Annotated in this window: 21 protein-coding genes, 1 rRNA gene and 1 pseudogene; 5 read left to right on the top strand and 18 right to left on the bottom strand. The window is 73.0% G+C overall.

Features of this window, described 5'->3' with window-relative positions; translation table 11 throughout:
• The 7 genes and pseudogenes from B9W62_RS40355 to B9W62_RS30250 form a co-directional block, all read right to left on the bottom strand.
• Nucleotides 1-209 (bottom strand): annotated as a pseudogene (locus tag B9W62_RS40355) (segregation/condensation protein A); the annotation flags it as partial.
• A gap of 18 nt (nucleotides 210-227) precedes the next feature.
• On the bottom strand, nucleotides 228-740 hold the full coding sequence (locus B9W62_RS30275) for a hypothetical protein (RefSeq protein ID WP_256976630.1): 513 nt from the start codon (nucleotides 738-740) through the stop codon (nucleotides 228-230).
• Between the two features lie 41 nt (nucleotides 741-781).
• On the bottom strand, nucleotides 782-1912 hold the full coding sequence (locus tag B9W62_RS30270) for a ParA family protein (RefSeq protein ID WP_078606569.1): 1131 nt from the start codon (nucleotides 1910-1912) through the stop codon (nucleotides 782-784).
• 387 nt (nucleotides 1913-2299) lie between these two features.
• Nucleotides 2300-3415 (bottom strand): alanine dehydrogenase, encoded by a 1116-nt coding sequence (gene ald / locus B9W62_RS30265; RefSeq protein WP_087810123.1) that lies wholly within the window; start codon nucleotides 3413-3415, stop codon nucleotides 2300-2302.
• A gap of 142 nt (nucleotides 3416-3557) precedes the next feature.
• The gene (locus B9W62_RS30260; RefSeq protein WP_179235747.1) at nucleotides 3558-5585 is read right to left on the bottom strand and encodes a tetratricopeptide repeat protein; all 2028 of its coding nucleotides are present in this window, start codon (nucleotides 5583-5585) and stop codon (nucleotides 3558-3560) included.
• 164 nt (nucleotides 5586-5749) lie between these two features.
• Complete coding sequence (locus tag B9W62_RS30255; RefSeq protein ID WP_087810121.1) at nucleotides 5750-6385, bottom strand: NUDIX domain-containing protein; 636 nt, start codon at nucleotides 6383-6385, stop codon at nucleotides 5750-5752.
• 87 nt (nucleotides 6386-6472) lie between these two features.
• On the bottom strand, nucleotides 6473-8122 hold the full coding sequence (locus tag B9W62_RS30250) for a CTP synthase (protein WP_087810120.1): 1650 nt from the start codon (nucleotides 8120-8122) through the stop codon (nucleotides 6473-6475).
• 583 nt (nucleotides 8123-8705) lie between these two features.
• Between B9W62_RS30250 and B9W62_RS30245 the strand changes: the two genes are divergently transcribed.
• Both B9W62_RS30245 and B9W62_RS30240 read left to right on the top strand, forming a co-directional pair.
• Nucleotides 8706-10508, top strand: coding sequence for a glycoside hydrolase family 15 protein (locus B9W62_RS30245; RefSeq protein WP_179236150.1), 1803 nt, complete (start codon nucleotides 8706-8708; stop codon nucleotides 10506-10508).
• Nucleotides 10509-10609: 101 nt separating this feature from the next.
• Nucleotides 10610-12256: a PucR family transcriptional regulator gene (locus B9W62_RS30240; RefSeq protein WP_087810118.1), complete on the top strand. Its 1647-nt coding sequence runs from the start codon at nucleotides 10610-10612 to the stop codon at nucleotides 12254-12256.
• A 39-nt stretch (nucleotides 12257-12295) separates the two neighbouring features.
• Here the strand turns inward: B9W62_RS30240 and B9W62_RS30235 are convergent, their stop codons facing one another.
• The 5 genes from B9W62_RS30235 to B9W62_RS30215 all read right to left on the bottom strand — a co-directional run bounded on the left by B9W62_RS30235 (nucleotide 12296) and on the right by B9W62_RS30215 (nucleotide 17633).
• Nucleotides 12296-13444 carry a glycosyltransferase family 4 protein gene (locus B9W62_RS30235; RefSeq protein WP_179235746.1) on the bottom strand — a complete coding sequence of 383 codons (1149 nt, stop codon included), beginning with the start codon at nucleotides 13442-13444 and terminating at the stop codon, nucleotides 12296-12298.
• Nucleotides 13445-13718: 274 nt separating this feature from the next.
• Entirely contained in the window at nucleotides 13719-15461 is a 1743-nt protein-coding gene (gene recN, locus B9W62_RS30230) for a DNA repair protein RecN (RefSeq protein WP_179235745.1), read from the bottom strand.
• Between the two features lie 141 nt (nucleotides 15462-15602).
• On the bottom strand, nucleotides 15603-16508 hold the full coding sequence (locus B9W62_RS30225; protein ID WP_052842112.1) for an NAD kinase: 906 nt from the start codon (nucleotides 16506-16508) through the stop codon (nucleotides 15603-15605).
• Nucleotides 16505-17320: a hemolysin gene (locus tag B9W62_RS30220; protein WP_087810116.1), complete on the bottom strand. Its 816-nt coding sequence runs from the start codon at nucleotides 17318-17320 to the stop codon at nucleotides 16505-16507. The genes B9W62_RS30225 and B9W62_RS30220 overlap by 4 nt, the downstream gene beginning before the upstream one ends.
• Before the next feature lie 7 nt (nucleotides 17321-17327).
• On the bottom strand, nucleotides 17328-17633 hold the full coding sequence (locus B9W62_RS30215) for a hypothetical protein (RefSeq protein WP_087810115.1): 306 nt from the start codon (nucleotides 17631-17633) through the stop codon (nucleotides 17328-17330).
• Between the two features lie 42 nt (nucleotides 17634-17675).
• Here B9W62_RS30215 and B9W62_RS30210 point away from each other — a divergent pair, with 42 nt between their 5' ends.
• Complete coding sequence (locus B9W62_RS30210) at nucleotides 17676-18023, top strand: SCP2 sterol-binding domain-containing protein (protein WP_087810114.1); 348 nt, start codon at nucleotides 17676-17678, stop codon at nucleotides 18021-18023.
• A 4-nt stretch (nucleotides 18024-18027) separates the two neighbouring features.
• Here the strand turns inward: B9W62_RS30210 and B9W62_RS30205 are convergent, their stop codons facing one another.
• The 4 genes from B9W62_RS30205 to B9W62_RS30190 form a co-directional block, all read right to left on the bottom strand.
• Complete coding sequence (locus B9W62_RS30205; RefSeq protein ID WP_087810113.1) at nucleotides 18028-18915, bottom strand: ABC transporter ATP-binding protein; 888 nt, start codon at nucleotides 18913-18915, stop codon at nucleotides 18028-18030.
• Nucleotides 18912-19994 (bottom strand): FecCD family ABC transporter permease, encoded by a 1083-nt coding sequence (locus tag B9W62_RS30200; RefSeq protein ID WP_373433747.1) that lies wholly within the window; start codon nucleotides 19992-19994, stop codon nucleotides 18912-18914. Before B9W62_RS30200 ends, B9W62_RS30205 begins: the two co-directional genes overlap by 4 nt.
• Nucleotides 19995-20053: 59 nt before the next feature.
• The gene (locus B9W62_RS30195) at nucleotides 20054-21100 is read right to left on the bottom strand and encodes a FecCD family ABC transporter permease (protein WP_087810111.1); all 1047 of its coding nucleotides are present in this window, start codon (nucleotides 21098-21100) and stop codon (nucleotides 20054-20056) included.
• Between the two features lie 164 nt (nucleotides 21101-21264).
• Nucleotides 21265-22296, bottom strand: coding sequence for an HAD hydrolase-like protein (locus tag B9W62_RS30190; protein ID WP_087810110.1), 1032 nt, complete (start codon nucleotides 22294-22296; stop codon nucleotides 21265-21267).
• 72 nt (nucleotides 22297-22368) lie between these two features.
• On the opposite strand from B9W62_RS30190, the gene B9W62_RS30185 reads away from it, so the two are divergent.
• A complete protein-coding gene (locus tag B9W62_RS30185; protein ID WP_087810109.1) occupies nucleotides 22369-23661 on the top strand; it encodes a DUF1015 domain-containing protein in 1293 nt (430 codons plus the stop codon).
• A gap of 107 nt (nucleotides 23662-23768) precedes the next feature.
• Here B9W62_RS30185 and B9W62_RS40515 read toward each other — a convergent pair whose 3' ends face one another.
• On the bottom strand, nucleotides 23769-24512 hold the full coding sequence (locus B9W62_RS40515; protein ID WP_218782018.1) for a tetratricopeptide repeat protein: 744 nt from the start codon (nucleotides 24510-24512) through the stop codon (nucleotides 23769-23771).
• Between B9W62_RS40515 and B9W62_RS40510 the strand changes: the two genes are divergently transcribed.
• Complete coding sequence (locus B9W62_RS40510; protein ID WP_218782026.1) at nucleotides 24450-25652, top strand: hypothetical protein; 1203 nt, start codon at nucleotides 24450-24452, stop codon at nucleotides 25650-25652. The genes B9W62_RS40515 and B9W62_RS40510 overlap by 63 nt on opposite strands.
• 121 nt (nucleotides 25653-25773) lie before the next feature.
• On the opposite strand, the gene rrf is transcribed toward B9W62_RS40510, so the two are convergent.
• Nucleotides 25774-25890 (bottom strand): 5S ribosomal RNA (rrf, locus tag B9W62_RS30170).
• Nucleotides 25891-25972 lie beyond the last annotated feature (82 nt).

The raw sequence follows: 25972 nt of genomic DNA, 5'->3' as shown, positions 1-25972 counted from the left end.
GCGGGACCGGGTACCGAGGCCGTGGGGCCGGGTGCCGCTCCGGCCTGGACGTCCTGTTCGGCGGGTGCCGCTCCGGCGGTCCCGGACGCGTCGTCGACGGCGGGCGTCTCCTCGGCGAGCGGCGCGGCCGCCGCCGGGCCCCTGCCCAGCGCACGCCGGCGGCCGGGGCGCGGGCCGCGGTCGGGGCGGGGGGCGTCGTTCGAGGTCATGGCCCCCGCAGGCTACCGCTACCGCCCGCGCAGCCGTCGTACGAGGATGCTGGCGTCCCCGCGGGTCTCCAGGTCGGCCAGGACCACGGCGACCGCCTCGCGGACGATGCGGCCGCGGTCGACGGCCAGGCCGTGCTCGCCCCGGAGCACCAGGCGGGCGTGTTCCAGGTCCATCAGCTCCTCGGCCGAGACGTACACGGTGATCTTCTCGTCGTGGCGCTCACGCCCGCTGGGGCGCCGTGCGGCGGCTCTGCCGCGCTTGCGGGGCCGGTCGGCGGCAGAACCTTCCTGCGCGCCCGTACCGGGCCCCGAGGCCCGTGCGGAGCGCTCCGTGCCCCGGGTGTGCGACTCGCCGGCCGAGCCGGGCTCCGCGTCCGCCGCGGCGTGCTCCGCGCCCTCGCCGTCCCCGCCCTGCGCGGGGACCGACTGCGGTGCGTCCTCGGCGGCGCTCTGGTCGCTCTCCCCCGCCGGGGCCGGCACCCGGGCCTCGCCGCCCGCCGGTCGCCGCGGGGTGGACGCCTGGAGCGCCATTCCCCCTGTCGTACGGAAGAGTTCGTCGGCCCCCGGCAGACTCACTCGGCGTGACACCGGGCGAGCACCTCCCTGGCGAGCTGGCGGTAGGCGGCGGCACCGACGGAGTTGGAGGCGTACGTGGTGATCGGCTCACCGGCGACCGTGGTCTCCGGGAAGCGGACCGTGCGCCCGATGACCGTGTGGTAGACGTGGTCGTCGAACGCCTCGACGACCCGCGCGAGCACCTCACGGCTGTGCACCGTGCGCGAGTCGTACATCGTGGCGAGGATGCCGTCCAGCTCCAGGTCGGGGTTGAGCCGCTCCTGGACCTTCTCGATCGTCTCGGTCAGCAGCGCCACACCGCGCAGCGCGAAGAACTCGCACTCCAGCGGCACGATCACCTTGTGCGCGGCGGTCAGCGCGTTGACCGTGAGCAGGCCGAGCGAGGGCTGGCAGTCGATGACGATGTAGTCGTAGTCGTCCATCAGCGGCTTCAGCGCCCGCTGGAGGGTGGACTCGCGCGCGACCTCGCTCACCAGCTGCACCTCGGCCGCCGACAGGTCGATGTTGCTGGGCAGCAGGTCCATGTTGGGGACCGCGGTCTTCAGCAGCACCTCGTCGGCCGCCATACCCCGCTCCATGAGCAGGTTGTAGACGGTGAGGTCGAGCTCCATCGGGTTGACGCCGAGACCGACCGACAGCGCGCCCTGCGGGTCGAAGTCGACGAGCAGCACCCGGCGCCCGTACTCGGCGAGCGCGGCACCCAGGTTGATGGTCGACGTGGTCTTGCCCACGCCGCCCTTCTGGTTGCACATCGCGATGATCTTGGCGGGGCCGTGCTCGGTCAGCGGGCCCGGGATCGGGAAGTACGGCAGCGGGCGTCCGGTCGGGCCGATGCGCTCACGGCGCTGTCGGGCCGCGTCGGGCGCGAGCGTGGCGGCGTACTCGGGATCCGGCTCGTACTCCGCGTCCGGGTCGTAGAAGTGCCCCTCGGGCAGTTCGTCGTAGTCGGCGAAGTGGTTGCGGGGCGCGCCACTTCCGTCGCCGGCCATGGCGTTCACGTGTTGGCCATCCATACTCATGTGTGCTGTCCGAGTTGCCTGCGGACTGTGGTGGTCGGCTGCGGAGGTGCGTACAGCTACGGAGCCGACCGCCTCGAGACGCCCGGGACCGTGGGTCCGTGCCGGCATTCCTGGTTGACCACCCCCGGGAGTAAATGTCGACTCATTCACAAGTCGTCTTACCTCCTTGGTGACCAGGGAACTTCTAGACAGGTCAGCGTGGCACCATGCCGACGTTCGGCGACTCTATGGCGTGTCGGCCGTCCGCAGCAACACAATCCGCCGGACCCGGCCCGATGTGTCGGCAATGAAACATCCCTCTGTCAAGGGCGTACGGCCGTCGCACGGCAGGTTTCACCGGTGCGCGAATCGGTTGAAGCGTTACGTTCGAGGCGAGTTGACCGAGAATCGCAAAGTGACCATACACACACCCGGCCGGACCTTGTCGGGCAAGGTCCGGCCGGGTGTGCGAGGTTGACGACGGCTGTTGACGTATCGCCTTTGCCGTTTGGTGACTTAGGCGAGCAGAGTCGCCGGGTCGACATACTCCAGGCCGTGCGCCTCGGCGACCTCGCGGTACACCACCTTGCCGTCATGGGTGTTGAGGCCCTTGGCCAGCGCGGGGTCGCGGCGCAGCGCCTCGGCCCAGCCGCGGTCGGCCAGCTCGACGATGTAGGGCAGCGTGGCGTTGGTGAGCGCGTTGGTGGAGGTGTTGGGCACCGCGCCCGGCATGTTGGCGACGCAGTAGAAGACCGAGTTGTGGACCTTGAAGGTCGGCTCGGCGTGCGTGGTGGGGTGCGAGTCCTCGAAGCAGCCGCCCTGGTCGATCGCGATGTCGACAAGGACACTGCCCGGCTTCATGCGGGAGACCAGCTCGTTGGTGACCAGCTTCGGGGCCTTGGCGCCCGGGATGAGCACCGCGCCGATGACCAGGTCGGCGTCGACGACGGCCTTCTCCAGCTCGAAGGAGTTGGACATGATGGCCTTGACCTTGGTGCCGAAGATCTTGTCGGCCTCGCGCAGCTTGTTGATGTCGCGGTCGAGCAGGGTCACGTCGAAGCCCATGCCGACGGCGATCTGGGTGGCGTTCCAGCCGGAGACGCCACCGCCGATGACGACGGCCTTGGCGGGGGTCACGCCGGGCACACCGCCGGGCAGCACGCCGCGCCCGCCGTTGGGGGCCATCAGGTGGTAGGCGCCGACCTGCGGGGCGATCCGGCCCGCGACCTCGGACATCGGAGCCAGCAGCGGCAGCGCGCGGCTGGGCAGCTCGACCGTCTCGTAGGCGATGGCGGTGGTGCCGGACTCGACGAGCGCGTCCGTGCACTCCTTGGAGGCGGCCAGGTGCAGGTAGGTGAAGAGCGTCTGGTCCTTGCGCAGGCGGTGGTACTCCTCCGCGATCGGCTCCTTGACCTTCAGGAGCAGGTCCGCGGTGGCCCAGACCTCGTCGGCGGTGTCGAGTATCCGCGCGCCGGCCGCGACGTACTCCGCGTCGGGGATCGAGGAGCCGACGCCGGCGCCGTGCTCGACGACGACCTGGTGACCGTGGCGCACCAGCTCGTGCACGCCGGCGGGGGTGATGGCCACCCGGAACTCGTTGTTCTTGACCTCGCGGGGGATGCCGACCTTCACGTGGATCACGGTCCTTGGCTCAGAGGATGGGCTATTACAAGGCATACCCGCTCAAGCGCGGGCACACCGGGAGAGACCGCAGGAGAATGTGCGGCAGAGCCAGTCTAATGAAGGTGTTCTCTCTGTCTAGCCTTTCAAAGCATCAATCTTCAGTCACCGCGCTACGGATTTCGCAGGCCTCTGCGGGCTCTTCCCTCAACATCCGTTCGGCCGTACTCCGCTCCAGGCCCGCAGCGGTGGGGTCGCCGAGCCGGTCCAGCGTGTCGGCGAGCCGCAGGTGCAGGGCGGCCTGGAGCCGGTCGTCCTCCGCCCGGCGGGCCCAGTCGACGGCCTCCCGGCAGGTGCGCAGCGACTCCTCGGGCCGCCCGGCGTACTCCTGGACCCGGGCCAGCTCGGCCAGCGCCCGCGCGTGCGCGGCCACGTCGCCGGACTTGCGGTGCCCGGCGACGGCCGCACGCCAGGACCGCACCGCCTCGCCGTAGCGGCCCGCGTAGGTGTGGGCGGTGGCGAGACGCCCGTAGACCCGGGCGGCGTCGGCGCGTTCGTCGCGGGCGAGGCGCTGGGCGAGGGCCCGGCCGAACCAGTCGGCGGCGCGGTCGTAGTCGCCCAGCTCCAGGTGGGCGCCGCCGACGGATTCCATCGCGCGGCCGGTCGCGTACGGGTCGTTCGCCTCGCGTCCGGCGTCCAGCGCGGCCCGGTAGCGCACCAGGGCCTCGGCGGTGCGGCCGGTGCGGGCGTCCAGGTCGGCCAGGTTCAGCAGCGCCGCCGCCTTCTCCCGGGGCAGCTCGCGGCGCTCGGCCACGTCGAGGACGAGCCGGTGGATCCCGTACAGGTCGGGGGCCGCGGCCCGGGTGCCGAAGTGGGCCACCATGGCCCGCACCAGCTGGGACATGAGCCTGCGGGCGAGGGTGTCCAGCTCGCCGTCGGCGACCGCGAGGCGGGCCGCGGCCAGCAGGGCGGGACGCCGGGCGCGCAGCCAGTCGGCGGCGGCCCTCGGGTGCGGGAAGCGCAGGTCGCGCGGCGTGGCGAGGAGTTTCTCACGGGCCTGCGGGCTGTCGGTCTCGGTGACCGCCCGGCAGGACTGGAGCAGCCGCACGGTGCGCTCCAGCATGCGGGCGCGGGCCAGTTGCAGCTCGGCGGGCCGGTCGTGCCTGCGGGCTAGGGCGCTCAGCCGGCCGTGCAGGCACCCGGGGACCTCGTACTCGGGCAGTGGCGAGTCGACGGCGCGCAGCAGGCCGTGGGCGACGAAGTCGTCCAGGGTGCTGCGGGCGCCGCTCACCGAGCAGCCGGCGAGCGCGGAGGCGGTGTGCGGGTCGACCAGGCCCGCCGGGGCGAGGGAGAGCAGCCGCAGCATGCGGGCGGCGGTGCTGGGCAGGGAGGCGTAGACGAGGCCGAAGACGCGGCCGAGCGCGCCCCCCTCGTCGCTCTCCGCGTGCACGTGCTTGGCGAGGTCGGCGACGGCCGCCTGGGGGCGCGCCGCGAGCCAGCCGCCGGCCAGGGTCAGCGCCGCCGGCTGGGCCTGGCACAGCTCGACCAGGTGTTCGGCGGCCCGGGGGTCGACGGTGACGCGGACCGAGCCGGTGTGGCGGGACAGCAGCTCCACGGCGGACTTGGTGTCCAGGCCCCCCAGGGTGCACGGCCGGACGTCCGCGATGCCGGTCAGCGGGCCCTCGGCCACGGCGACGGCCAGGCAGTCCGGGGTGTCCGGCAGCAGCGCGTCGACCTGCTCCGCGTCCGCGACGGCGTCGAGCAGGAGCAGGACCCTGCGGTCGGCGAGCGCGGTGCGCAGGGCCTCGGTGAGGTCGTCCTCGTCGGCGCCGGGCGGGGCGGAGCGGTCCAGTGCGCCGAGCAGGTCCCGGGCGAGGCGTTCGACGGGGACGCGGGTGCCGTCCGGCTCGCTCAGCCGGGCCCGCAGGACGCCGTCCGGATAGTCGTCCGCGACCCGCGCGGCCAGTTCCTCGGCGAGCGCGGTGCGCCCCGAGCCGGGGCGGCCCGCGACGAGCAGCACGCGCGCGCGAGGGGCCTTGCGGCCGGAGAGGGTGTCGAGGCCGGCGCGCTCGATGTCGGCGCGCAGCTCCTTCAGCTCCCGGGTGCGGCCCAGGAATCCGCTGTCCTCAGCAGGGTCCTGGGACAGTCGTACGCCGTCCGTGTCCACCGCCTGATCCGTCACGGGCCACACTCCCGATCCCACCGCACGCCGGTGCCCGCCGGAAGCCCGGTTCGGGCGTTTGAGAGCCTAGTTCACGCTCTGCGACGTTCCCGGTGGAGCGCGGCGGGCACATCGCCCGATCGGATCAGCCGATGGTCACACCAATGCGGATCGGAGGGCCGCCCTCAGGCCTCGAAGGGCCGTGCCGGCCACGGCGCCAGCGCCGGACGCAGTGCTTCGAGCCCGTCGCCCTGCTCGGCCGCGACCAGCGAGAGCACGCCCACGACCAGGCAGTTGTTGTGCAGCTCTCCCGCGAGCACCCCCCGGACCAGGTCGGCGACGGGCACCCGCTCCAGCTCCATGTCGGCCTCTTCGTCCTCGACCTCGAAGCGCTCACCGGCGGCCTCGGACAGGTCCCGGGCGAGGAAGATCCGTACGGCCTCGTCGCAGCCGCCGGGGGTGGTGTAGACGTCGGTCAGCACCCGCCAGTCCTCGGCCTTGACGTGCGCCTCCTCGTACAGCTCGCGCTGGGCGGCGTGCAGCGGGTTCTCACCGGGGACGTCGAGCAGTCCGGCCGGGATCTCCCACAGCTTCTCGCGCACGGGGTGCCGGTACTGCCGGATGACCAGCACCCGGCCCTCCGCGTCCAGGGCGAGGACGGCGACCGAGCCGGGGTGGACCTGGTAGTCGCGGGTCACGACCGAGCCGTCGGGCATCACCACGTCGTCCGTGCGGACCGAGGTCTTCTTGCCCCGGAAGGGGGTCTGGCTGCCCCGGATCTCCCACTCCTCGGGAGTGTCCTTGATCGTGCTGCCCGTCATTGCCTGACCTGCCCTTCCAGACGTACGCGAAAGCCGGGGCCCGCGCCGTTTGAGTGCGCGCGCCCCGGCCACCGTACAACTGGTGTGTTACTTCGACGTCTTCCGCTCGACCGCGGCCTTGACCAGCCCGGCGAAGAGCGGGTGCGGGCGGGTCGGGCGCGAGCGCAGCTCCGGGTGCGCCTGCGTGGCGACCAGGTAGGGGTGGACGTCGCGCGGGTACTCGACGTACTCGACGAGCTTGCCGTCCGGGGAGGTGCCCGAGAAGAGGATGCCGGCCTTCTTCTCCAGCTCCGCGCGGTAGGCGTTGTTCACCTCGTAGCGGTGGCGGTGCCGCTCCTCGACGTACTCCTTGCCGTCGTAGACCTCGCGCACGATGGAGCCCTCGGCCAGCTTCGCCGGGTACATGCCGAGCCGCATGGTGCCGCCCATGTCGCCCTCGCCGGCCACGATGTCCAGCTGCTCGGCCATGGTGGAGACGACCGGGTGGGCGGTGGCGGGGTCGAACTCGGTGGAGTTGGCGTCCTCGACACCGGCCAGGTTGCGCGCGGCCTCGACGACGATGCATTGCAGGCCCAGGCAGAGGCCGAGCAGCGGGATCCCGTTCTCCCGGGCGTACTGGATCGCGCCCACCTTGCCGGTGACACCGCGCTCGCCGAAGCCGCCCGGGATGCAGATCGCGTCGACGTCGCCGAGCTGCGCCCTGGCACCGGCCGGGGTCTTGCAGTCGTCGGACGTGACCCACTTGATCTTCACCCGCGCCTTGTTGGCGAAGCCGCCCGCGCGCAGCGCCTCGGTCACCGAGAGGTAGGCGTCGGGCAGGTCGATGTACTTGCCGACCAGGGCCATGACGATCTCGTGCTCGGGGTTGTGGACCCGGTCGAGCAGGTCGTCCCAGGTGGTCCAGTCCACGTCGCGGAACGGCAGGTCCATCCTGCGGACGACGTAGGCGTCCAGGCCCTCGGTGTGGATGACCTTGGGGATGTCGTAGATGGAGCGGGCGTCGGGGCAGGCCACCACGGCCGCCTCGTCGACGTCGCACATCAGGGAGATCTTGCGCTTGATCGCGGTCGGGACCTCGCGGTCGCAGCGCAGGACGATCGCGTCCGGCTGGATGCCGATGTTGCGCAGGGCGGCGACGCTGTGCTGGGTGGGCTTCGTCTTCAGCTCGCCCGAGGGGCCGATGTAGGGCAGGAGCGAGATGTGCACCACGAACACGTTGTCGCGGCCGACCTCGTGCCGGACCTGGCGGACGGTCTCCAGGAACGGCAGCGACTCGATGTCGCCCACCGTGCCGCCGACCTCGGTGATCACGACGTCGACCTCGTCCGTCGCCATGCGGCGGATGCGGTGCTTGATCTCGTTGGTGATGTGCGGGATGACCTGGACGGTGTCGCCCAGGTACTCGCCGCGCCGCTCCTTGGCGATCACCGTGGAGTACACCTGGCCGGTGGTGACGTTGGCCGAGCCGTCGAGGTCGCGGTCGAGGAAGCGCTCGTAGTGGCCGATGTCCAGGTCGGTCTCGGCGCCGTCGTTGGTGACGAACACCTCACCGTGCTGGAAGGGGTTCATCGTGCCGGGGTCGACGTTCAGGTACGGGTCGAGCTTCTGCATCACGACGCGCAGGCCGCGGGCCTTGAGCAGCATGCCGAGGCTGGAGGCGGTGAGCCCCTTGCCGAGCGAGGAGGCGACACCCCCGGTGACGAAGATGTGCTTGGTCGTCGAAGATTTGGGCGGCATGGCCAAGAGGGGGCTCCCGTGGTCGCGGTCTGGGGTGCGGTGCGTTCGTCCTCCGACCCGGTCGTCCCGGGTGTCGTCGGCGGCGCCGTCGCTGCGGTTCCGGGGTTTTTCTCCCACCGGTCCACGGGCTACCAGCGTATCAGCGCCTCGGGGCGATGGCGTCCGGCCACCCTCCGCGCACGCCCGGACACGCAGGTGGAGCCGTCACCGTTTCCTCACCGGGTGGTCACCCGTTCGGCGGACCCGGGTTGCCCGGAGCGGCACACAGATCATCTACGTGCGTCGTATCCTGCTCGGACGTTCGCTGCCGAGCCCGCCCGGCGACACGGCACCACCCCTCGCCCGTCAGCACCGGAACAACGAGAGCTCGTCAGTTCGTTGAGCAACAATTGTCGTTCGGGGCACCACGTTTGGCTGCACGGCCGGACGGCTGCTTTGCTTCATGACTCAACGAGGCATGGCACGCAGGACATCCGTCCCCGACACACATCCCTGAACACACCCCTGACCCCACCCTTGACCGCTGACCGCACTAGCGACCGCCCCCATGCGGGGTGACGTGGCCGTTCGACTGGAGTTGCACGTGGCCGGGCGCATCGAAGACTACGCACTCATCGGAGACATGCAGACCGCTGCCCTGGTCTGCCGGGACGGCACAGTCGACTGGCTGTGCCTGCCCCGCTTCGACTCGCATGCCATCTTCGCCGGCCTGCTGGGCACCGGGGAGCACGGTTTCTGGCGGCTCGGCCCCGCCTACGCGCCGGGCGCCGAACCGCCCACCTCGGCCCGGCGGACCTACCGCGGCGACTCGCTGATCCTGGAGTCCGAGTGGGACACCCCGCGCGGCACCGTCCGGGTGACCGATTTCATGCCGCCGCGCGACGGCGCGCCGCAGCTGATCCGGATCGTGGAGGGCGTCTCCGGCCGGGTGCCGATGCGCTCGGAGCTGCGGATGCGGTTCAGCTACGGCCGGGTGGTCCCCTGGGTGCACAAGCACGAGGGCCGCACGGTGGCCGTCGCGGGCCCGGACTCCGTGTGGTTCGACACGGAGGCGGAGACCTACGGCAAGGCGCTGACCACGTACGCGGACTTCACGGTGGCGCCGGGTGAGCGGGTGGCGTTCACGATCTCGTGGGAGCCCTCGCACAAGGAGCCGCCGGCGCTGCCGGAGCCCGAGCAGTCGCTGGTGGCCACCGAGGACTTCTGGCGCGACTGGGTCGAGCACTGCACATACCACGGTCCCTACCGCGAGGCCGTGGTCCGCTCCCTGATCACGCTCAAGGCCCTCACCTACGCCCCCACCGGCGGTATCGTCGCCGCGCCCACCACCTCCCTGCCGGAGGACATCGGCGGCGTCCGCAACTGGGACTACCGCTACACCTGGCTGCGCGACGCCGCGATCACCCTGTCCTCGCTGCTGCGCACCGGCTACCGCGAGGAGGCCCGCGCCTGGCGCGAGTGGCTGCTGCGCGCGGTCGCCGGCGACCCCGAGAACCTCCAGATCATGTACGGCATCGCCGGCGAGCGGGAACTGGGCGAGGCGGAGCTGGACTGGCTGCCGGGCTACGAGAACTCGACGCCGGTCCGGGTCGGCAACGGCGCGGCCCACCAGCTCCAGCTGGACGTCTACGGCGAGGTGACCGAGGCCCTGCACCTGGGCCACATGACGGGCCTGGCCCGCAACGACTACGCCTCGGTGCTCCAGCTCAAGCTGATCCGCTACCTGGAGGACCACTGGAACGAGCCGGACGAGGGCATCTGGGAGGTGCGCGGCCCGCGCCGCCACTTCGTGCACTCCAAGGTGATGGCCTGGGTCGCCGTCGACCGCACCATCAAGCTGATCGAGTCCGGCGACGCGGACGGCCCGCTGGAGCGCTGGAAGCAGTTGCGCGACGACATCCACCGGGACGTGTGCGAGAAGGGCTACGACAAGGAGCGCAACACCTTCACGCAGTCCTACGGCTCCCAGGAGCTGGACGCCTCCCTGCTGCTGATCCCCCAGATGGGCTTCCTGCCGCCGGACGACAAGCGGGTCATCGGCACCATCGAGGCCATCCAGCGGGAGCTGTCCACCTCGGACGGCTTCATCCTGCGCTACCCGACGGACGGCAAGGACGAGGGCGTCGACGGGCTGCCGGGCGACGAGGGCGCCTTCCTGGCCTGCTCGTTCTGGATGGCCGACGACCTGGCGATGATCGGCCGGGTCGACGAGGCACGGAAGCTGTTCGAGAAGCTCCTCTCCCTGCGCAACGACCTCGGCCTCCTCGCCGAGGAGTGGGACCCCCGCCTGCAACGCCAGGTCGGCAACTTCCCGCAGGCCTTCAGCCACGTCCCCCTGATCGACACGGCCCTCCGGCTGACGGCGAGCGGGGCATACGGCGGCTGACCGTCCGTTCGCCGCCCGGGTCGACCGCCGCTCCGCGGGAGGCCCGGGAGTCGACCCGGGTGGATGTCCCGGGTGGGGCCCGGCCGGGTAGCGTCCGGCTCATGGACAGCGGCACGAGCAGCGGATTCGACACGCAGGGCGCCGGGATCACCGTGCGACGGGCACTGGAGCTGCCCGGGCTGCGCAGCGGGCTGCCGGAGATCGTCGCGGGCGCCGACCGCATGCAGCGCACGGTGCGCTGGGTGCACGCGGGCGAGGTGCCCAACATCGCCTCGCTGCTCAAGGGCGGCGAACTGCTGCTGACCACCGGGTACGGCCTGGGCACCCGCCCCGCCGAGCAGCGGGCGTTCGTGCGCACGCTGGCCGAGCGCGGCATCGCGGCGCTCGTCGTGGAGCTGGGCCCGCGCTTCGCCCGGCTGCCGGCCGCGCTGGTCGACACGGCCCGCGCGGCCGGGCTGCCGCTGGTGCAGCTGCACCGCGAGGTGCCGTTCGTGACGGTCACCGAGGAGATCCACACCGAGATCGTCAACGGCCACTACGCACTGCTCCAGCGGGCCGAGGAGGTGCACCGCCGCTGCACCGAGGCCCTGCTGGGCGGCGGCGGGGTGCCGCAGGTCCTCGCCATCCTGGCCGACTTCGCCGGGAACCCGGTCTTCCTGGAGACCACCGACGGCCGCCTGCTGTACGCCGCCGGTTCCGGACCCGAGGGCGCCGACCCCCTCCAGGTCTGGGAGGGGCTGCGGGGCCCGCACAAGGAGGCGCCGCCCCCGGCGGGCTCGGTCCTGGTGGACGTGCCCGGCGGGGGCCCCGGCACGGGGTCGGTCCGGGCCCGCCTCGTCGTGCTGCCCGTACGGTCCTCGCCGGCGCCGGTGCACCGGATGGCGGCGGAGCGGGCGGCGGGCATCCTCGCCGTCGTGCTGATGCAGGCACGGCAGGAGGAGGAGCTGGCGGCACGCGGGCGGGGCGACTTCCTCACCGACCTGGCCGAGGGCCGGATCACCGCGCGGGACGCCCCGGCGCAGGCCCGGGTCCTGGGCTTCAAGCCGGGCTCGGGACCGCTGCTCCCGGTGGTGATGCGGCTGGGCGACGCCCTGTCCCCCGCGGGCGGCGGCTGGGCGGTGCTGGCACGCGCGGTCGCCGAGGAGCTGGCCTCGGTGGGGGTGCCGGTCCTGCTGGGCGTGCGGCCGGTGGAGGGCCGGGTCCCGCTGCTGCTGGGGCTGCGCGCGGAGTCGGAGCGGGCGGCGGTCGCCGACCGGGTCGCGGCGGCGCTGCGGGCGGGCGTGGCACGGGCCGGGATGCAGCGCCCGGGAGCGCAGCCGCCCGTCGTGGTCGTCGGGGTGTCCGGCGGCTGGGCGGCGGCCTCGGCGGGCCTCAGGCACGCGGCGGAGACGGCGACCGCGGCGCAGGGCCTCACCGACCGGCCCTGGTACGACGCGCGGCGCCTGGACATCGACCTGCTGCTGTGGCGGCTGCGCGACCACCCGGACCTCGCGGCGTTCGTGGACCGGGCGATCGGCCCGCTGCGGGACCACGACGACCGCTCGAAACCGCCCCTGCTGCCCACCCTCCAGACGTACCTGGCCCATGCCGGGCGCAAGGCGGAGACGGCGCGCGAGCTCCACCTCAACCGGCAGACGCTCTACAACCGGCTGGCCCGGATCGGGGAGTTGCTGGGCACGGACCTCGACGACCCGCAGACCGTACTGGCGTTGAGCCTGGCGCTGCGCGCCCGCCGGCACGTGCCGTAGCGGCGGCTGCGGAGCCGGTCGGAACCCGCGGGCGGGTGCCTAGAGCAACGGCGTGGGCTGCGTCAACTCGTCGTAGACGCTGAGCACCTGGGCGACGGTCTCGTCCTCGGTCGGCCAGGTGGCCGCCTGCCGTACGCCCCGCTCTCGCAGTTCGTCCTGCCGCGCGGGGTCGGCGAGCAGGCGGACCACGGCGTCGGCGAGCGCCGCCGCGTCCCCCGGCGGCACCAGTTCGGCGGCGTCGCCGACCAGCTCGGGGATACCGCCGACGCCACCGGCGACGAGCGGCACGCGTGCGTGGAGCGCCTCCTGGGCGAGGACGGAACGCCCCGGCTCCCGGCGGCTCGGCAGCAGCGCGAGGTCGGCCGCCGCCAGCAGGTCGGGCACGTCGTCGCGGCTGCCGGCGAGCACCACCGGCAGTCCCTCGCCCTCGATCCGCCCCTGCAACTCCCCGCGCAGCGGGCCCTCCCCGGCGACCACGACCAGCGGCGCCGGGTCGAGGCGCCGCCACACGCGCGCGGCGTCGAGCAGGATGTCGTATCCCCGGTGCGGCTCCAGGGAGCCGACCGCGATCAGCAACGGGCGGTCGATGGCGCCGAGTTCGGCCCGGACCTTGGGCCGCAGCCGGTCGGGGTCCTCGGGCCCGGCGGGCCGGTCCGGCCGGGCGGGAAGCGCGACGGGGCCGAGACGGGCGTCCCGCGCGCCCGTGCGCCGCGCCCCGTCGACCAGCTCCGAGGTGGCGCCGAGCACGACGGTGGCGGCCTTCAGCACCCGCCGCTCCAGCACGCGCAGCAGCTGGCCGCGGGCCCCCTCGGCGTGCGCCCGGTCGTGCCAGGTGACGACGAGCGGGGTGCGCACCCGCCGTCCGCTCAGGGCCAGCACGGCCCGGAAGGAGGCGTGCAGTCCGTGCGCGTGCACCAGGTCGGCCTCGGCGCACACCGTGCGCAGCGCGGCCACCGAGACGGGATCGCTGCTGCGCGGCACGTGCACGTGGTCGGCCCCGGCGCCGGTGAAGTCGTAGGTGCGCTCCGCATCGAAGGGGGCGCACACCGTCACCTTCACGCCCCGCGCGACGAGCCCCGCGGCCAGTGAGCGCACGTGCGCGCTGCTGCCGGCGTTGCCACCGCCCAGTACCTGCACGGTGCGCAGCGGCGACTGGCCGTGCGGTGAGTGGCTGCTCACAGGGGTCACCTGGCCGGGGCTCCTGGTTCGGCGGGGGACGGTCACGAAGAACGTACAGAAGGATGGTGCGGACGGGGTGCGCCGGGCGGATTCCGGTGCGCCGCTCCGTCAAGGATGCCAGGCCGCACGGGTGTTCCGGGAACGACGGCGGCCACGGGCGGACGGCCGACGGGACAACGACACGGAACCGCCTCACTCGTACGAGTGAACGTCGCGCCGTGGCCCCGCCCACCCCGGGCATGGCTGTGGGGACCGCCGCGGCGCCCGCGCGGACGCCGACGTCCTACTGGTCGGCGCGGGCCGCCTCCAGCAGTTCCTCCGCGTGCGCACGGGCCGTCTCCGAGTCCTCCTGGCCGGCGAGCATCCGGGAGAGTTCCCGGACGCGTTCCTCGCCCTCCAGGACCTTCACGCCGGAGCGGGTGACCGAGCCGTCGTTCGTCTTCTCCACCAGCAGCTGCCGGTCGGCGAACGCGGCCACCTGCGGCAGGTGCGTGACGACCACGACCTGCGCGCTCTTCGCCAGCCGCGCCAGCCGCCGCCCGATCTCCACCGCCGCCTTGCCGCCGACCCCGGCGTCGACCTCGTCGAAGAGGTACGTCGGCACGGGATCGGTGCCCGCGAAGACGACCTCCACGGCCAGCATCACGCGCGACAGCTCACCGCCGGACGCGCCCTTGGCGATCGGCCGCGGCGGCGCTCCCGGGTGCGGGGCGAGGAGCAGCTCCACCTCGTCGGCGCCCGAGGGCCCGTAGGCGACGGTCCGCCCGCCGACCTCGACGCCCTCCGGGTCCTCGGTCTGCCGGATCGCGAAGGACACGCGCGCGTGCGGCATGGCGAGCGACGCCAGCTCGGCGGTCACCGCGGCGGCGAACCGCTCGGCGGCCTCGGTCCGCGCGTCGGTCAGCGCCTGCGCGAGCCCGCCCAGGTCCGCCCGCAGCGCGTCCCGCTCGGCGGTCAGCTCGCCGATCCGCTCGTCGTCCCCGTCCAGCTCCGTGAGCCGCGCCGCACTCTCCTCGGCCCAGCTCAGCACGGCCGCGACGTCCTCGCCGTACTTCCGCGTCAGCGCGGTGAGCGCCGCCCGGCGCTCCTCCACCGCCGCCAGCCGCAGCGGGTCGGCGTCCAGGTCGTCGGCGTACCCGGCGAGTTCCCCGGCCACGTCGCGCAGCAGGATGCCGACCTCGCCGATCCGCTCGGCGAGCGCGGCCAGCGCCGGGTCGTGGGACCGTACGGCGTCCAGGGCCCGCTGCGCGCCCGCGACGAGCGTGGAGCCGTCCACCCCCTCGGGGTCCTCCGGGTTGCCCGCCAGGGCGGCGTGGGCGGCCGTGGCGGCCGACGCGAGCGCCTCGGCGTGTCCCAGCCGCTCCGCCTCCTCCGCCAGCTCCACGTCCTCACCGGCGCGCGGCTCGACGGCGGCGATCTCGTCGAGGCCGTAGCGGAGCAGATCGGCCTCCTGGGCGCGCTCACGCGCGCGCGTGGTGATCTCCTCCAGCTCACGGACGACGGCCCGCAGCCGGCGGTAGGCCTCCGCGTACTTGGCCAGCGGTCCGGCGACCGCGTCGCCCGCGTACCGGTCCAGGGCCTGCCGCTGCCGGTTCAGCTTCAGCAGCCCCTGCTGGTCGGTCTGCCCGTGCACGGCCACCAGCTCGTCGGCCAGCTCGGCGAGCATCCCCACCGGCACCGACCGCCCGCCCAGGTGCGCGCGCGATCTTCCCTCGGCGGACACGGTACGGCTGATCAGCAGCGCCCCGTCGTCCAGCTCGGCCCCGGCCTCCTCGGCCCGGACGGCGGCCGCGGCGCCGCCGGGCACGGCGATGCGCCCTTCGACGACCGCGTTCTTCGCCCCGATCCGTACGAGCGCCGCGTCGGCGCGTCCGCCGAGCAGCAGCCCCAGGCTGGTGACCACCATGGTCTTGCCGGCACCCGTCTCACCGGTGACAGCGGTGAACCCGGGCGACAGCTCGACCACGGCGTCGTCGATGACCCCGAGCGACCGTATCCGCATCTCCTCAAGCACGGACACGACCATACGAGGTCGAGGGTGGAAAGCGCACACAGGCCGCCCTTGCAACGCCGTGCAGGGCACGCCGCTCAGGGGCGCGTGGAACTGCTCGACCAGCCACAACGCACCCGCGGCCCGCGACGCACCCGAACCACCCCATCGAGTCCGCTAGTGCGGCGCCCCTCGCCATCCGGAAACCGGCAACGCGAATTTCGCCACCAGCCGGTCGGTGAACGACGCGTGGTGCAACCGGGCCAGCCGCACCGGCACCGCCCCCCGCCGCACCTCCACCCGCGCCCCGGGCGGCAGCTCCACCGTCCGGCGCCCGTCGCACCACAGCACCCCCGGAGGGACGTGCGGCAGCACCTCCACCGCGAGCACCGAGTCCGGCGAGGTCACCAGCGGCTTCGCGAACAGCGCGTGGGCGCTGATCGGCACCATCAGCAGCGCCTCCACCTCGGGCCACACCACGGGGCCCCCGGCCGAGAAGGCGTACGCCGTCGACCCGGTCGGCGTCGACAGCACGATGCCGTCGCAGCCGAACCCGGTCACCGGCCGGCCGTCGATCTCCAGCACGACTTCCAGCAGCTTCTCCGCGCCCGCCTTCTGCACGGCGGCCTCGTTCAGCGCCCAGTCGGTGTGCACGATGTCGCCGTTGCGGTGCACGACGACGTCGACGGTCATCCGCTCCTCGACCTCGTAGGCCCGGCTCACCACCCGGTCGACGACCTTGTCGAGGTCGTCGCGCTCGGCCTCCGCGAGGAAGCCGACCCGCCCGAGGTTGACGCCGAGCATCGGCACCCCGGAGGCGCGGGCGAACTCGGCGCCGCGCAGCAGCGTGCCGTCGCCGCCCAGCACGATCAGCAGCTCGCACCCGTCCAGGCACTGCGGAGTGGCCTCGCCGACCAGCTCCACCTCACCCGGCAGCGGCAGGTCGCGCGCCTCGGCCTCCAGGACCCGGACGCCGATCCCGGCCCGCAGCAGCCCCTTGACCACCAGCTCCGCGCTGCGGATGGCAGCGGGACGCCCGGTGTGGGCGAGCAGGAAAACAGTACGCGCTCGGTTCTGTGTCAACGCGGCCCCTCCGCCACTGCACGGTCAACGTCGGCCGGGTCCAGTTCACCGGCCCCGGCCCGCAGCCACAGAAAGTACTCGACGTTCCCGGAGGGACCCGGCAGCGGACTGGCGGTGACCCCCTTCACTCCGAGCCCCAGCTCCCAGGCCCGGCGGGCGACCCCCGTCACGGCCTCGGCCCGCAGCTGCGCACTGCGTACCACTCCCCCGCTGCCGAGACGTTCCTTCCCCACCTCGAACTGCGGCTTGACCATCATCACCAGGTCGGCGTCCGGCCGGGTGCACCGCACCAGTGCGGGCAGTACCAGTCCGAGCGGGATGAAGGACAGATCCCCCACGACAAGGTCCACGGGCTCCCCATCGATCGCTTCCGGCGTCAACTCGCGTACGTTCGTACGGTCCTTGACGGTGACGCGTTCATCCTGCCGGAGACTCCACGCGAGTTGTCCGTAGCCGACGTCCACGGCGACGACGTGCGCGGCGCCCGCCCGCAGCAGTACGTCGGTGAAGCCGCCGGTGGAGGCACCGGCGTCCAGCGCCCGCCGCCCCTCGACGACCAGGCCCTGCGGTACGAAGGCGGCCAGGGCGCCGGCGAGCTTGTGGCCGCCGCGCGAGACGTAGTCGGGGTCGTCGTCGTCGGCGGTCACCACGATCGCCGCGGCGGTCTCGACCTGCGTGGCGGGTTTGGTCGCGACGGTCTTGCCGACGGTGACCCGCCCGGCGGCGATCAGCTGGCTCGCGTGCTCGCGCGAGCGCGCCAGCTTGCGGCGCACCAGCTCCGCGTCGAGACGGCGGCGTGCGACTCCTGCCACGTTCGGTTCAGCTCCTGCGGTCGTACGGTGATGGCGGCGACGGGGGCGCCGGTGGTCCCGGGCGGGCGTCGAGCGCGGTGAGCGCGTCGCGCAGCCCCCGGTGTACATCCTCGTACACCTCGACATGCCCGTCGGTGGCCAGGTGGTCGGCGTCGGCCAGCCGCGCGAGTCCGGCGTCGACCTCGACGTTCCCGGTGGGGCCGCGCGGGACGCCCAGCGGGGCGGGGGCGGCCGGCTCGTACCCGGGGTCCGGGTGGGCACCGGGCTCCGTCTCCTCGGGCCGGGGCTCCGGCTCCGGTACTGCGTCGCTCATGCCCCGACGCTACCGCGTGGCGCTGGGGTACGGTCGGTCCCGATGGCGACGACTGAGGAGTGCCGTGCCGCACTCGACAAGCTCTCGGACAACCTGCGGGACGCGGAAGGGGACGTGCGGTCGGCCACCGAGCTGGACCGCTCGGTGAGCTGCCACATCACCGACCTGGACGTCACCTTCGCCGGACGCATGGCGGACGGCCGCATCGACGTGCGCGACACCCTTGCGGGGCCGCCGCGCGAGAAGGCCGAGATCAGGCTGGCGATGACCGGCGACGACCTGGTCGCCCTGGTGGCGGGGGAACTGAACTTCGCCAAGGCCTGGGGCTCGGGCCGGGTGAAGCTGGAGGCGGGCCTGCGTGACCTCTTCCGGCTCAGGAAGCTCCTGTAGCGGCTCAGGAAGCTCCTGTAGCGGCCGCCTGCACCTGCTTGCTCCGCTGCTCGGCGCGCCCCTTGCGGGCGGCCGGCACCACCAGCGGCGTACCCGTCTCCGGATCGTCGATGACCTGGCAGCGCAGCCCGAAGACCCGCTCGACCAGGTCGGCGGTGACGATGTCCTTCGGCGCGCCCTCGGCGATGACCTGCCCGTCGCGCAGGGCGATGAGGTGGGTGGCGTAGCGGGCGGCGTGGTTGAGGTCGTGCAGCACGGCCACGAGGGTGCGGCCCTGCTCCTCGTGGAGTTCCGCGCACAGGTCGAGGACGTCGATCTGGTGCTGGATGTCCAGGTACGTCGTCGGCTCGTCCAGGAGCAGCAGCGGGGTCTGCTGGGCGAGCGCCATGGCGATCCACACCCGCTGGCGCTGTCCGCCGGAGAGTTCGTCGACGTAGCGGTCGGCCAGCTCGGAGATGCCCGTCTGGGCCATCGACTCCTGGACGACGCGCTCGTCCTCGGTGGACCACTGGCGCAGGATGCCCTGGTGCGGGTAGCGGCCGCGGCCGACGAGGTCGCCGACGGTGATGCCGTCGGGCGCGATGGAGGACTGCGGGAGCAGGCCGAGGGTCCGGGCGACCTGCTTGGCGGGCATCGACTGGATGACCGATCCGTCGAGCAGCACCCGGCCCTGGCTCGGCTTGAGCATCCGGGACAGGGCGCGCAGCAGGGTGGACTTGCCGCACGCGTTAGGGCCGACGATCACGGTGAAGGAGTTGTCGGGTATCTCCACCGACAGCTTCTCCGCGATGACCCGCTGGTCGTAGGCGAGGGTGACGTTCTCGGCGGTCAGGCGGTTCACGTTGCTCCTTTGGTTCTTGGGCCCGCTGCGGACGTCGGCACCGGCGCTCATATCCGGCCCGCCTTGCGCTCGGTGACCAGCAGCCACAGCAGGTAGACGCCGCCGAGCACGCCGGTGACGACGCCCACGGGCAGTTGGTCGGCGCCGAAGGCCCGCTGCGAGACGAAGTCCGCGCCGACCAGCAGGGCGGCACCCATGCACAGGGACGGCAGCAGGTTCGGGCCGGGCGAGCGGGTGAGGCGCCGGGCGAGCTGCGGCGCGGTGAGCGCCACGAAGCTGACCGGTCCGGCGGCGGCGGTGGCCGCGGCGGTGAGCAGGACGGCGGCCACCATCAGCAGCGCCCGCACCCGCTCGACGCGCACCCCGAGGGCGTACGAGACGTCGTCGCCCATCTCCATCATCCGCAGCGCCCGTCCGTTGGTGAGCACCAGCGGCACGAGTACGGCGCACAGCGCGAGCAGGGGCCAGACCTGGTCCCAGTCGCGGCCGTTGAGGGAGCCGGTCATCCAGACCACGGCGCGGGAGGCGTCGACGATGTCGGCGCGGGTGAGCAGGTAGCCGTTGACGGCCGTGACGATCGCGGACACGCCGATACCGACCAGGACCAGCCGGTATCCGTGCACACCCCGCTTCCAGGCGAGCAGGTAGATGGCGAGACCGGTCACGAGGCCGCCGACGAGCGCGCCGACGGTGACCTGGGCCGAGCTGCCGGAGAACAGGACGATCATGATGAGCGCGCCGGCCGTCGCGCCCTGCCCGAGGCCCAGGACGTCCGGACTGCCGAGCGGGTTGCGGGAGATGGCCTGGAAGAGCGCGCCGCCGACCCCGAGCGCGCCGCCGACCAGCAGCCCGACCAGGACCCTCGGCAGCCGCAGCTCGTTGACGATGAACTCCTGCCCGGCGTTGCCCTGGCCGACCAGGGTCTTCAGCACGTCGACGGCCGGTATGTCGAAGTCGCCGGTGCCGATCAGCAGGACGCTCGCGGCGAGCGCGAGGAGCAGCAGCAGCGCGACGACGACCACGGCCCGCACGTCCAGGCGGAGGGACAGCCCGCCCGGCGTGCGGACGGCCCGGTTGCTCTTCCCGGTCTTCGCGGTCTTCGCGGCCCTCACGGTCTTCGCGGTCCTCACGGCCTTCGCGGCCTTCGCGGTCTGCCCGTACTTCGCGGTCTGTCCGTTCTTCCCGTTCTTCACAGCTGGGCCGTCCTCCGCCGTCGTACGAGAAAGATGAAGACCGGCCCGCCGAGGACGGCGGTGACGATGCCGACCTGGAGTTCCGAGGGCCGGGCGACGATCCGGCCGAGGACGTCCGCGCCGAGCAGCAGCACCGGGGACAGGATCGCCGCGTAGGGCAGGATCCACCGCAGGTCGGGTCCGGTGAAGGAGCGGACGATGTGCGGGATCATCAGCCCGACGAAGACGATCGGCCCGCAGGCCGCGGTCGCGGCGCCGCACAGCACGGTCGCGGCGAGCATGGACAGCGCCCGGGTGCGGTTCAGGTTGGCACCGAGGGCCTTGGCGGTGTCGTCGCCCATCTCCATGGCGTTGAGCGGCCGGGCGAGGGCGAGGGCGAGGACCGTGCCCACCACGAAGAAGGGCAGCACTTCCTTGATGGTCCCGTTCGTCGCCGAGGCGAGCGAACCGACCGTCCAGAAACGCATCCTGCCCAGCGCCGCATCGTCCATGATCATTACGGCTTGGAGGTAGCCGAAGAGCGCGGCACTGATCGCGGTACCGGCCAGCACCAGCCGCACCGGCGTGGCCCCCCGGCTGCCGCCCAGGAACCAGACCAGCGCGCCGACGCCGGCCGCACCGGCGAAGGCGAACCAGACGTACCCGGTCAGTGAGGTGACGCCGAAGAAGGTGATGCCCGTGACGACGGCCGCCGAGGCCCCCGCGTTGATGCCGAGCAGTCCGGGATCGGCCAGCGGATTGCGGGTCAGCGCTTGCAGTACGGCTCCGGCGAGACCGAGGGCGGCGCCGGCCAGCAGGCCGAGGACGGTCCGCGACAGCCGCTCGCCGACCACGACGTCGCCGTAGGTGCCCGAGTCGTGGAAGAGGCCGTGCCAGACCTCCGCCAGAGACAGGTCCTTCGCGCCGATCGCGATGCTCGCCAGCACGATCAGCACCAGGACCGCCACGGAGACGGGCAGCCCCGCGGCACGCAGGACGCGGCGCTTGGAGGGCGGCGCGGGAGCGGTCTCCGCGCGCTGTTCGGGGGGACTGTCGACCAACACGCAGTTAGGTTAGCCTACCCTGCCAATCGATCACGATCCCCGAGCCTTCCCGAGGCCGCCCCGGCCGGGCACACACCTGGCACGCGCCTTCCCGAGGCCGCCCGGCCGGGCATACACCCGGCGTGCGCCGGCCCGCGACCGCGCGCCTTCCCCGTACGCCGCCGTCACAATCCCAGCCGCGCCAGCGCCTTCCCCGAGTCCAGCCCGCAACCCCGCTCCCCGCCCGCCGTCCAGGCCGCCGCGCACAGCGCCCGCAGTCCGTCCAGCACCGCGCCCTCGCCGTCCAGCTCCAGCCGCTCCCCGGCGGCCGTCGCCGTCCAGCCTCCGCAGCGGAAGCCTCCCTCCGCGTCCCCCATGACCTCCGGCTGCCCGGTGAGCAGTCCGCGCAGATCGGCGTCGACGTACGTCGGCCGGTGCTGCGGCGGCGCCGCCAGCAGTTGTGCCCCGTCGGTCACGCCGGTCAGGACGAGCAGCGAGTCGACCTCGCCGTTGAACGCGCCCTCGATGTCGGTGTCCAGCCGGTCGCCCACCACCAACGGGCGCCGGGCGCCGGTCCGCAGGATCGTCTCCCGGTGCATGGGCGGCAGCGGCTTCCCCGCGACCTGCGGTTCGGCACCGGTCGCGATCCGCACGACCTCCACCGCGGCGCCGTTGCCCGGGGCGATCCCGCGGGCGCCCGGAATGGTCAGGTCGGTGTTGGAGGCGTACCAGGGCACTCCCCGCGCGATCGCGTAACAGGCCTCGGCGAACCGCCCCCACGGCAGCTCCGGGCCGCCGAACCCCTGCACGACGGCCGCCGGATCGTCCTCGGCCGACTCCACGGGCTCGAGACCGCGCTCACGCAGCGCCACACGCAGGCCCTCCCCGCCGATCACCAGCACCCGTGCTCCCGAGGGCAGCTGCTCGGCGATCAGCCGGGCCACGGCCTGCGCCGACGTGATGACGTCCTCGGCCCCCGTCGGTATCCCCAGCTCGGTCAGGTGCGCGGCCACCGCGTCGGGCGTCCGGAGCGCGTTGTTGGTGACGTAGGCCAGGTGCATGCCGCCGTCGCGGGCCGTGGCGAGGGAGTCGACGGCGTGAGCGATCGCGTTGCCCCCGGCGTACACCACGCCGTCCAGGTCGAGCAGCGCCGTGTCGTAGGCCTCGTTCAGGCCCTGCCCACTGCCGTCGGGCCTCGTCCTGACGCTCCGGCTCATTCCGCATCGCTCCTTGTTCGTCGCCTTTCCCCCGATCATCCCCCATGCCACTGACACACGTACGATGCCGGGATGAACTCAGCAGGTCACCCGGAAGCAACGGCGCGCCGGGGCCTGGAACTCACCCCGTTCCGAGGCCTCCGCTACGACCCCGACCGGGTCGGCAGCCTGGCCGCCGTGACCTCCCCTCCCTACGACGTCGTGGTCCGCCCCGACGGCCTGCTCCACCTCGAGTCCGCCGACCCGTACAACATCGTCCGGCTGATCCTGCCCCAGGCCGCCACGCCCGAGGCGCGCAACGAGCAGGCCGCCCGCACCCTGCGGCGCTGGACGGCGGCGGGCGTCCTGACCACCGACCCCGAACCGGGCCTGTACGTCTACGAGCAACGCGACCGCGACGGCATGGTGCAGCGCGGCGTCATCGGTGCCCTGCGCGTGTCGGACCCCGACGAGCGGGTGGTCCTGCCGCACGAGGACGTCATGCCCCACGTCGTCGCCGACCGCGCGGCGCTCATGCGGGCCACCCGGACGAACCTCGAACCACTGCTCCTGACCTACCGCGGCGACGACGAGGCGCCGGCCACCACGGCCCTCGTGGAACACACCGCCGAGCAGCCGCCGCTCCTCTCCACGACCACGGAGGACGGCTTCTGCCACCGCCTGTGGTCGGTCACCGACCCGGGCACCGTGGCCCGCGTCCGGGCCGAGCTGTCCCGGCACCAGGCTCTCATCGCCGACGGCCACCACCGCTGGGCCACCTATCGCACCCTGCGCGCGGAACACCCTTCGCCCAGTCCCTGGGACCACGGTCTGGTCCTCCTGGTCGACACGGCCCGCTACCCGCTCCGCGTCCGCGCCATCCACCGGCTGCTGCACGGCGTCCCGCTGCACGACGCCGTGGCCGCCCTGGACGGACACTTCCGCGTCCGCCGCCTGGACACGCCGCTGGACGCGTCCCTGGAAACCCTGGCGAAGGCGGCCGACGCGGGCAACGCCTTCCTCCTCGCCGGCGACGGCGCCTTCCACCTCGTCGACCTGCCGGATCCCGGCCTGCTGGCCCGCACGGTCCCCACCGACCGGCCCGAGGCCTGGCGCACCCTGGACGCCACCGTCCTGCACGCCACGCTCCTCGCCCACGTCTGGCACGTCCCCGACGACTCGGCGTCCCACATCTCCTACATCCACGACACGGCGGCCACCGTCGAGAAGGCCGAACGCGACGGCGGTACGGCGGTACTGATGCACCCGGTCCGCGAGGAGGTCGTCCGCGACCTGGCCCAACAGGGCGTCACGATGCCCCGCAAGTCCACGTCCTTCGGCCCGAAACCGGCCTCGGGTCTGGTGCTGCGCGCACTCGACACCTGAGACGGTCCTGACGACACGCCGAAGGGGGCGGGCCCGTGAACCGGCCCCGCCCCCTTCGACTCGCCATCGGCCCGTCAGGCCGTCAGGCCCTCACGGCCGTAGAACCGTCAGTCCTTGTCATCGTCCTCGGCGGAAGGGCTCTCGCCCTGGCTCTCGGACTCGTCCTCATCCTCGTCCAGGGCGTCCATGAACTCCACGCCGTCCAGCTCGGCGAGCCGGTCGGAGGCGTCCGTGCTGCCGTCCCGGTCCGACTCCACGGCCTTCGCGAACCACTCCCGCGCCTCCTGCTCCCGGCCTGCGGCCAGCAGCGCGTCGGCGTAGGCGTACCGCAGGCGCGCGGTCCACGGCTGTACGGAGTTGGAGGCCAGCTCAGGGCTCTGCAACGTCACGATGGCCGCGTCCAGCTGCCCCATGTCCCGGCGCGCACCGGCCGCCACGAGACGCATCTCGACCTGCCCGGCCTTGTCCAGCTTGTGCACCTCCGGGGCGCCGGCCATGTCCAGCGCCTTCTCCGGCCGGCCGAGCCCCCGCTCGCAGTCGGCCATCACGGGCCACAGCTCCACGGACCCGGTCATCCGCCGCGCGGCCCGGAACTCCGCCAGCGCCTCGCTGTACTTCTGGTTGGCGTACGCCGCGAACCCGGCCGCCTCCCGTACGGCGGCGACGCGGGACGCCAGGCGCAGGGCCACCCTGGAGTAGCCGTACGCGGCCTCCGGGTCCTCGTCCAGCAGCCGCGCCACCATCACCAGGTTCCTGGCGACGTCCTCCGCGAGCGTCTTGGGCAGGCTTTGCAGCTCCTGCCGTACGTCCCTGTCGATCTCGTCACCCGTGACCTCCTCGGGGATCGGCAGGCGCTTGATCGGCTCGCGGTCCCGGTCGCGGTCCCGCTCCTCACGGAAGCGGCCACCGCCACCACCGTGCCGGTCGTCGCGCCCCCGGTAGCCGCCGGGCCGCCCGCCCCGGTCGTCACGACGGGGCCCACGGCCGCCGCGGTCGTCCCGCCCACGGAACCCACCACGGTCGCCACCGCGGTCGCCACCCCGGCCGTCGTCACGACGGTCGTCACGGCGGAAGCCACCGCGCTCCCCACGGTTGTCGTCCCGACGGAAGCCACCGCGATCGTCGCGACGGTCGTCACGCCGGAAAGCAGGCCGATCGTCACGTCGTTCGTCCCGGCGGTCGTCCCGACGGAAGGGGGGACGGTCGTCACGGCGGTCATCGCGTCGGTCGTCCCGACGGTCATCGCGGCGGAAGGCAGGCCGGTCGTCACGGCGGTCGTCGCGACGGAAGGCAGGCCGGTCGTCACGGCGGTACGAGGGACGGTCGCCCCGGTCACCGCGGTCATCGCGGCGGAAGGGCGGACGGTCACCACCCCGGTCATCGCGACGGAAACCCCGGTCGCCACCACGGTCCCGGTCGTCCCGACGCTCGTACCCTCCACCCCGGTTGTCCTCGCGGCGACCGTCACGGCGGTCATCACGACGGTCGTCACGGCGGAAGCCACCGCGCTCCCCACGGTTGTCGTCCCGACGGAAGCCACCGCGGTCGTCACGGCGGTCGTCACGCCGGAATGGAGGGCGGTCGTCCCGACGGTCGTCACGACGGAAGGGGGGACGGTCGTCGCGTCGGTCGTCGCGACGGAAGGCAGGGCGATCGTCACGACGGTCGTCGCGGCGGTACGAGGGACGGTCACCCCGGTCACCTCGGTCACCGCGGTCGTCGCGGCGGAAGGGCGGACGGTCACCACCCCGGTCATCGCGGCGGAAACCCCGGTCGCCACCACGATCGCGATCGTCCCGACGGGGCCCACGGTCTCGATCGTCCCGGCGGAAGCCGCCACGCTGGCCGCCACGGTCGTCACCCCGGCGGTCGTCGCGGCGGAACCCGCCCCGGTCCCCCCGCTGACCTCTACGGTCACCGCGGTCACCGCTGTCCCGTGGCCGCTGGTCGCGCTCCGGTCGGTCGTCGGGAGAGTTGGTGGACATCGGTGACTCCTGTCTTCGGTACCGCAAGTCATTCTCGCGCAGCCGGCCACCCGGTGCGCCCTGGAAAAACGAAAGGACCCCTGGTCCCCAGCTGAACGCTGGGGACCAGGGGTCCTTCCCAAAGATTGTTCGGCGGCGTCCTACTCTCCCACAGGGTCCCCCCTGCAGTACCATCGGCGCTGTAAGGCTTAGCTTCCGGGTTCGAAATGTAACCGGGCGTTTCCCCTACGCTATGACCACCGAAACCCTAATGGTTTCGAGCGAACAAGCACACTCTTTAATTGTGCGTTCTACTCAAATCCGGCAACGGTCGTTGCCTCAGAACT

The organism is Streptomyces sp. CS113 (assembly GCF_002188365.1).
GTDB classification, from domain to species: domain Bacteria; phylum Actinomycetota; class Actinomycetes; order Streptomycetales; family Streptomycetaceae; genus Streptomyces; species Streptomyces tendae.
This window is presented reverse-complemented; position numbering and strand designations above follow the sequence as displayed.

Excerpts from the sequence above, each read along its gene's own strand:
- B9W62_RS30275 (WP_256976630.1), bottom strand. The coding sequence starts at position 740 with ATGGCGCTCCAGGCGTCCACCCCGCGGCGACCGGCGGGCGGCGAGGCC.
- B9W62_RS30270 (WP_078606569.1), bottom strand. The coding sequence starts at position 1,912 with ATGCCGGCACGGACCCACGGTCCCGGGCGTCTCGAGGCGGTCGGCTCC.
- B9W62_RS30255 (WP_087810121.1), bottom strand. The coding sequence starts at position 6,385 with ATGACGGGCAGCACGATCAAGGACACTCCCGAGGAGTGGGAGATCCGG.
- B9W62_RS30250 (WP_087810120.1), bottom strand. The coding sequence starts at position 8,122 with ATGCCGCCCAAATCTTCGACGACCAAGCACATCTTCGTCACCGGGGGT.
- B9W62_RS30240 (WP_087810118.1), top strand. The coding sequence starts at position 10,610 with ATGGACAGCGGCACGAGCAGCGGATTCGACACGCAGGGCGCCGGGATC.
- recN (WP_179235745.1), bottom strand. The coding sequence starts at position 15,461 with ATGGTCGTGTCCGTGCTTGAGGAGATGCGGATACGGTCGCTCGGGGTC.
- B9W62_RS30215 (WP_087810115.1), bottom strand. The coding sequence starts at position 17,633 with ATGAGCGACGCAGTACCGGAGCCGGAGCCCCGGCCCGAGGAGACGGAG.
- B9W62_RS30210 (WP_087810114.1), top strand. The coding sequence starts at position 17,676 with ATGGCGACGACTGAGGAGTGCCGTGCCGCACTCGACAAGCTCTCGGAC.
- B9W62_RS30205 (WP_087810113.1), bottom strand. The coding sequence starts at position 18,915 with ATGAGCGCCGGTGCCGACGTCCGCAGCGGGCCCAAGAACCAAAGGAGC.
- B9W62_RS30190 (WP_087810110.1), bottom strand. The coding sequence starts at position 22,296 with ATGAGCCGGAGCGTCAGGACGAGGCCCGACGGCAGTGGGCAGGGCCTG.
- B9W62_RS30185 (WP_087810109.1), top strand. The coding sequence starts at position 22,369 with ATGAACTCAGCAGGTCACCCGGAAGCAACGGCGCGCCGGGGCCTGGAA.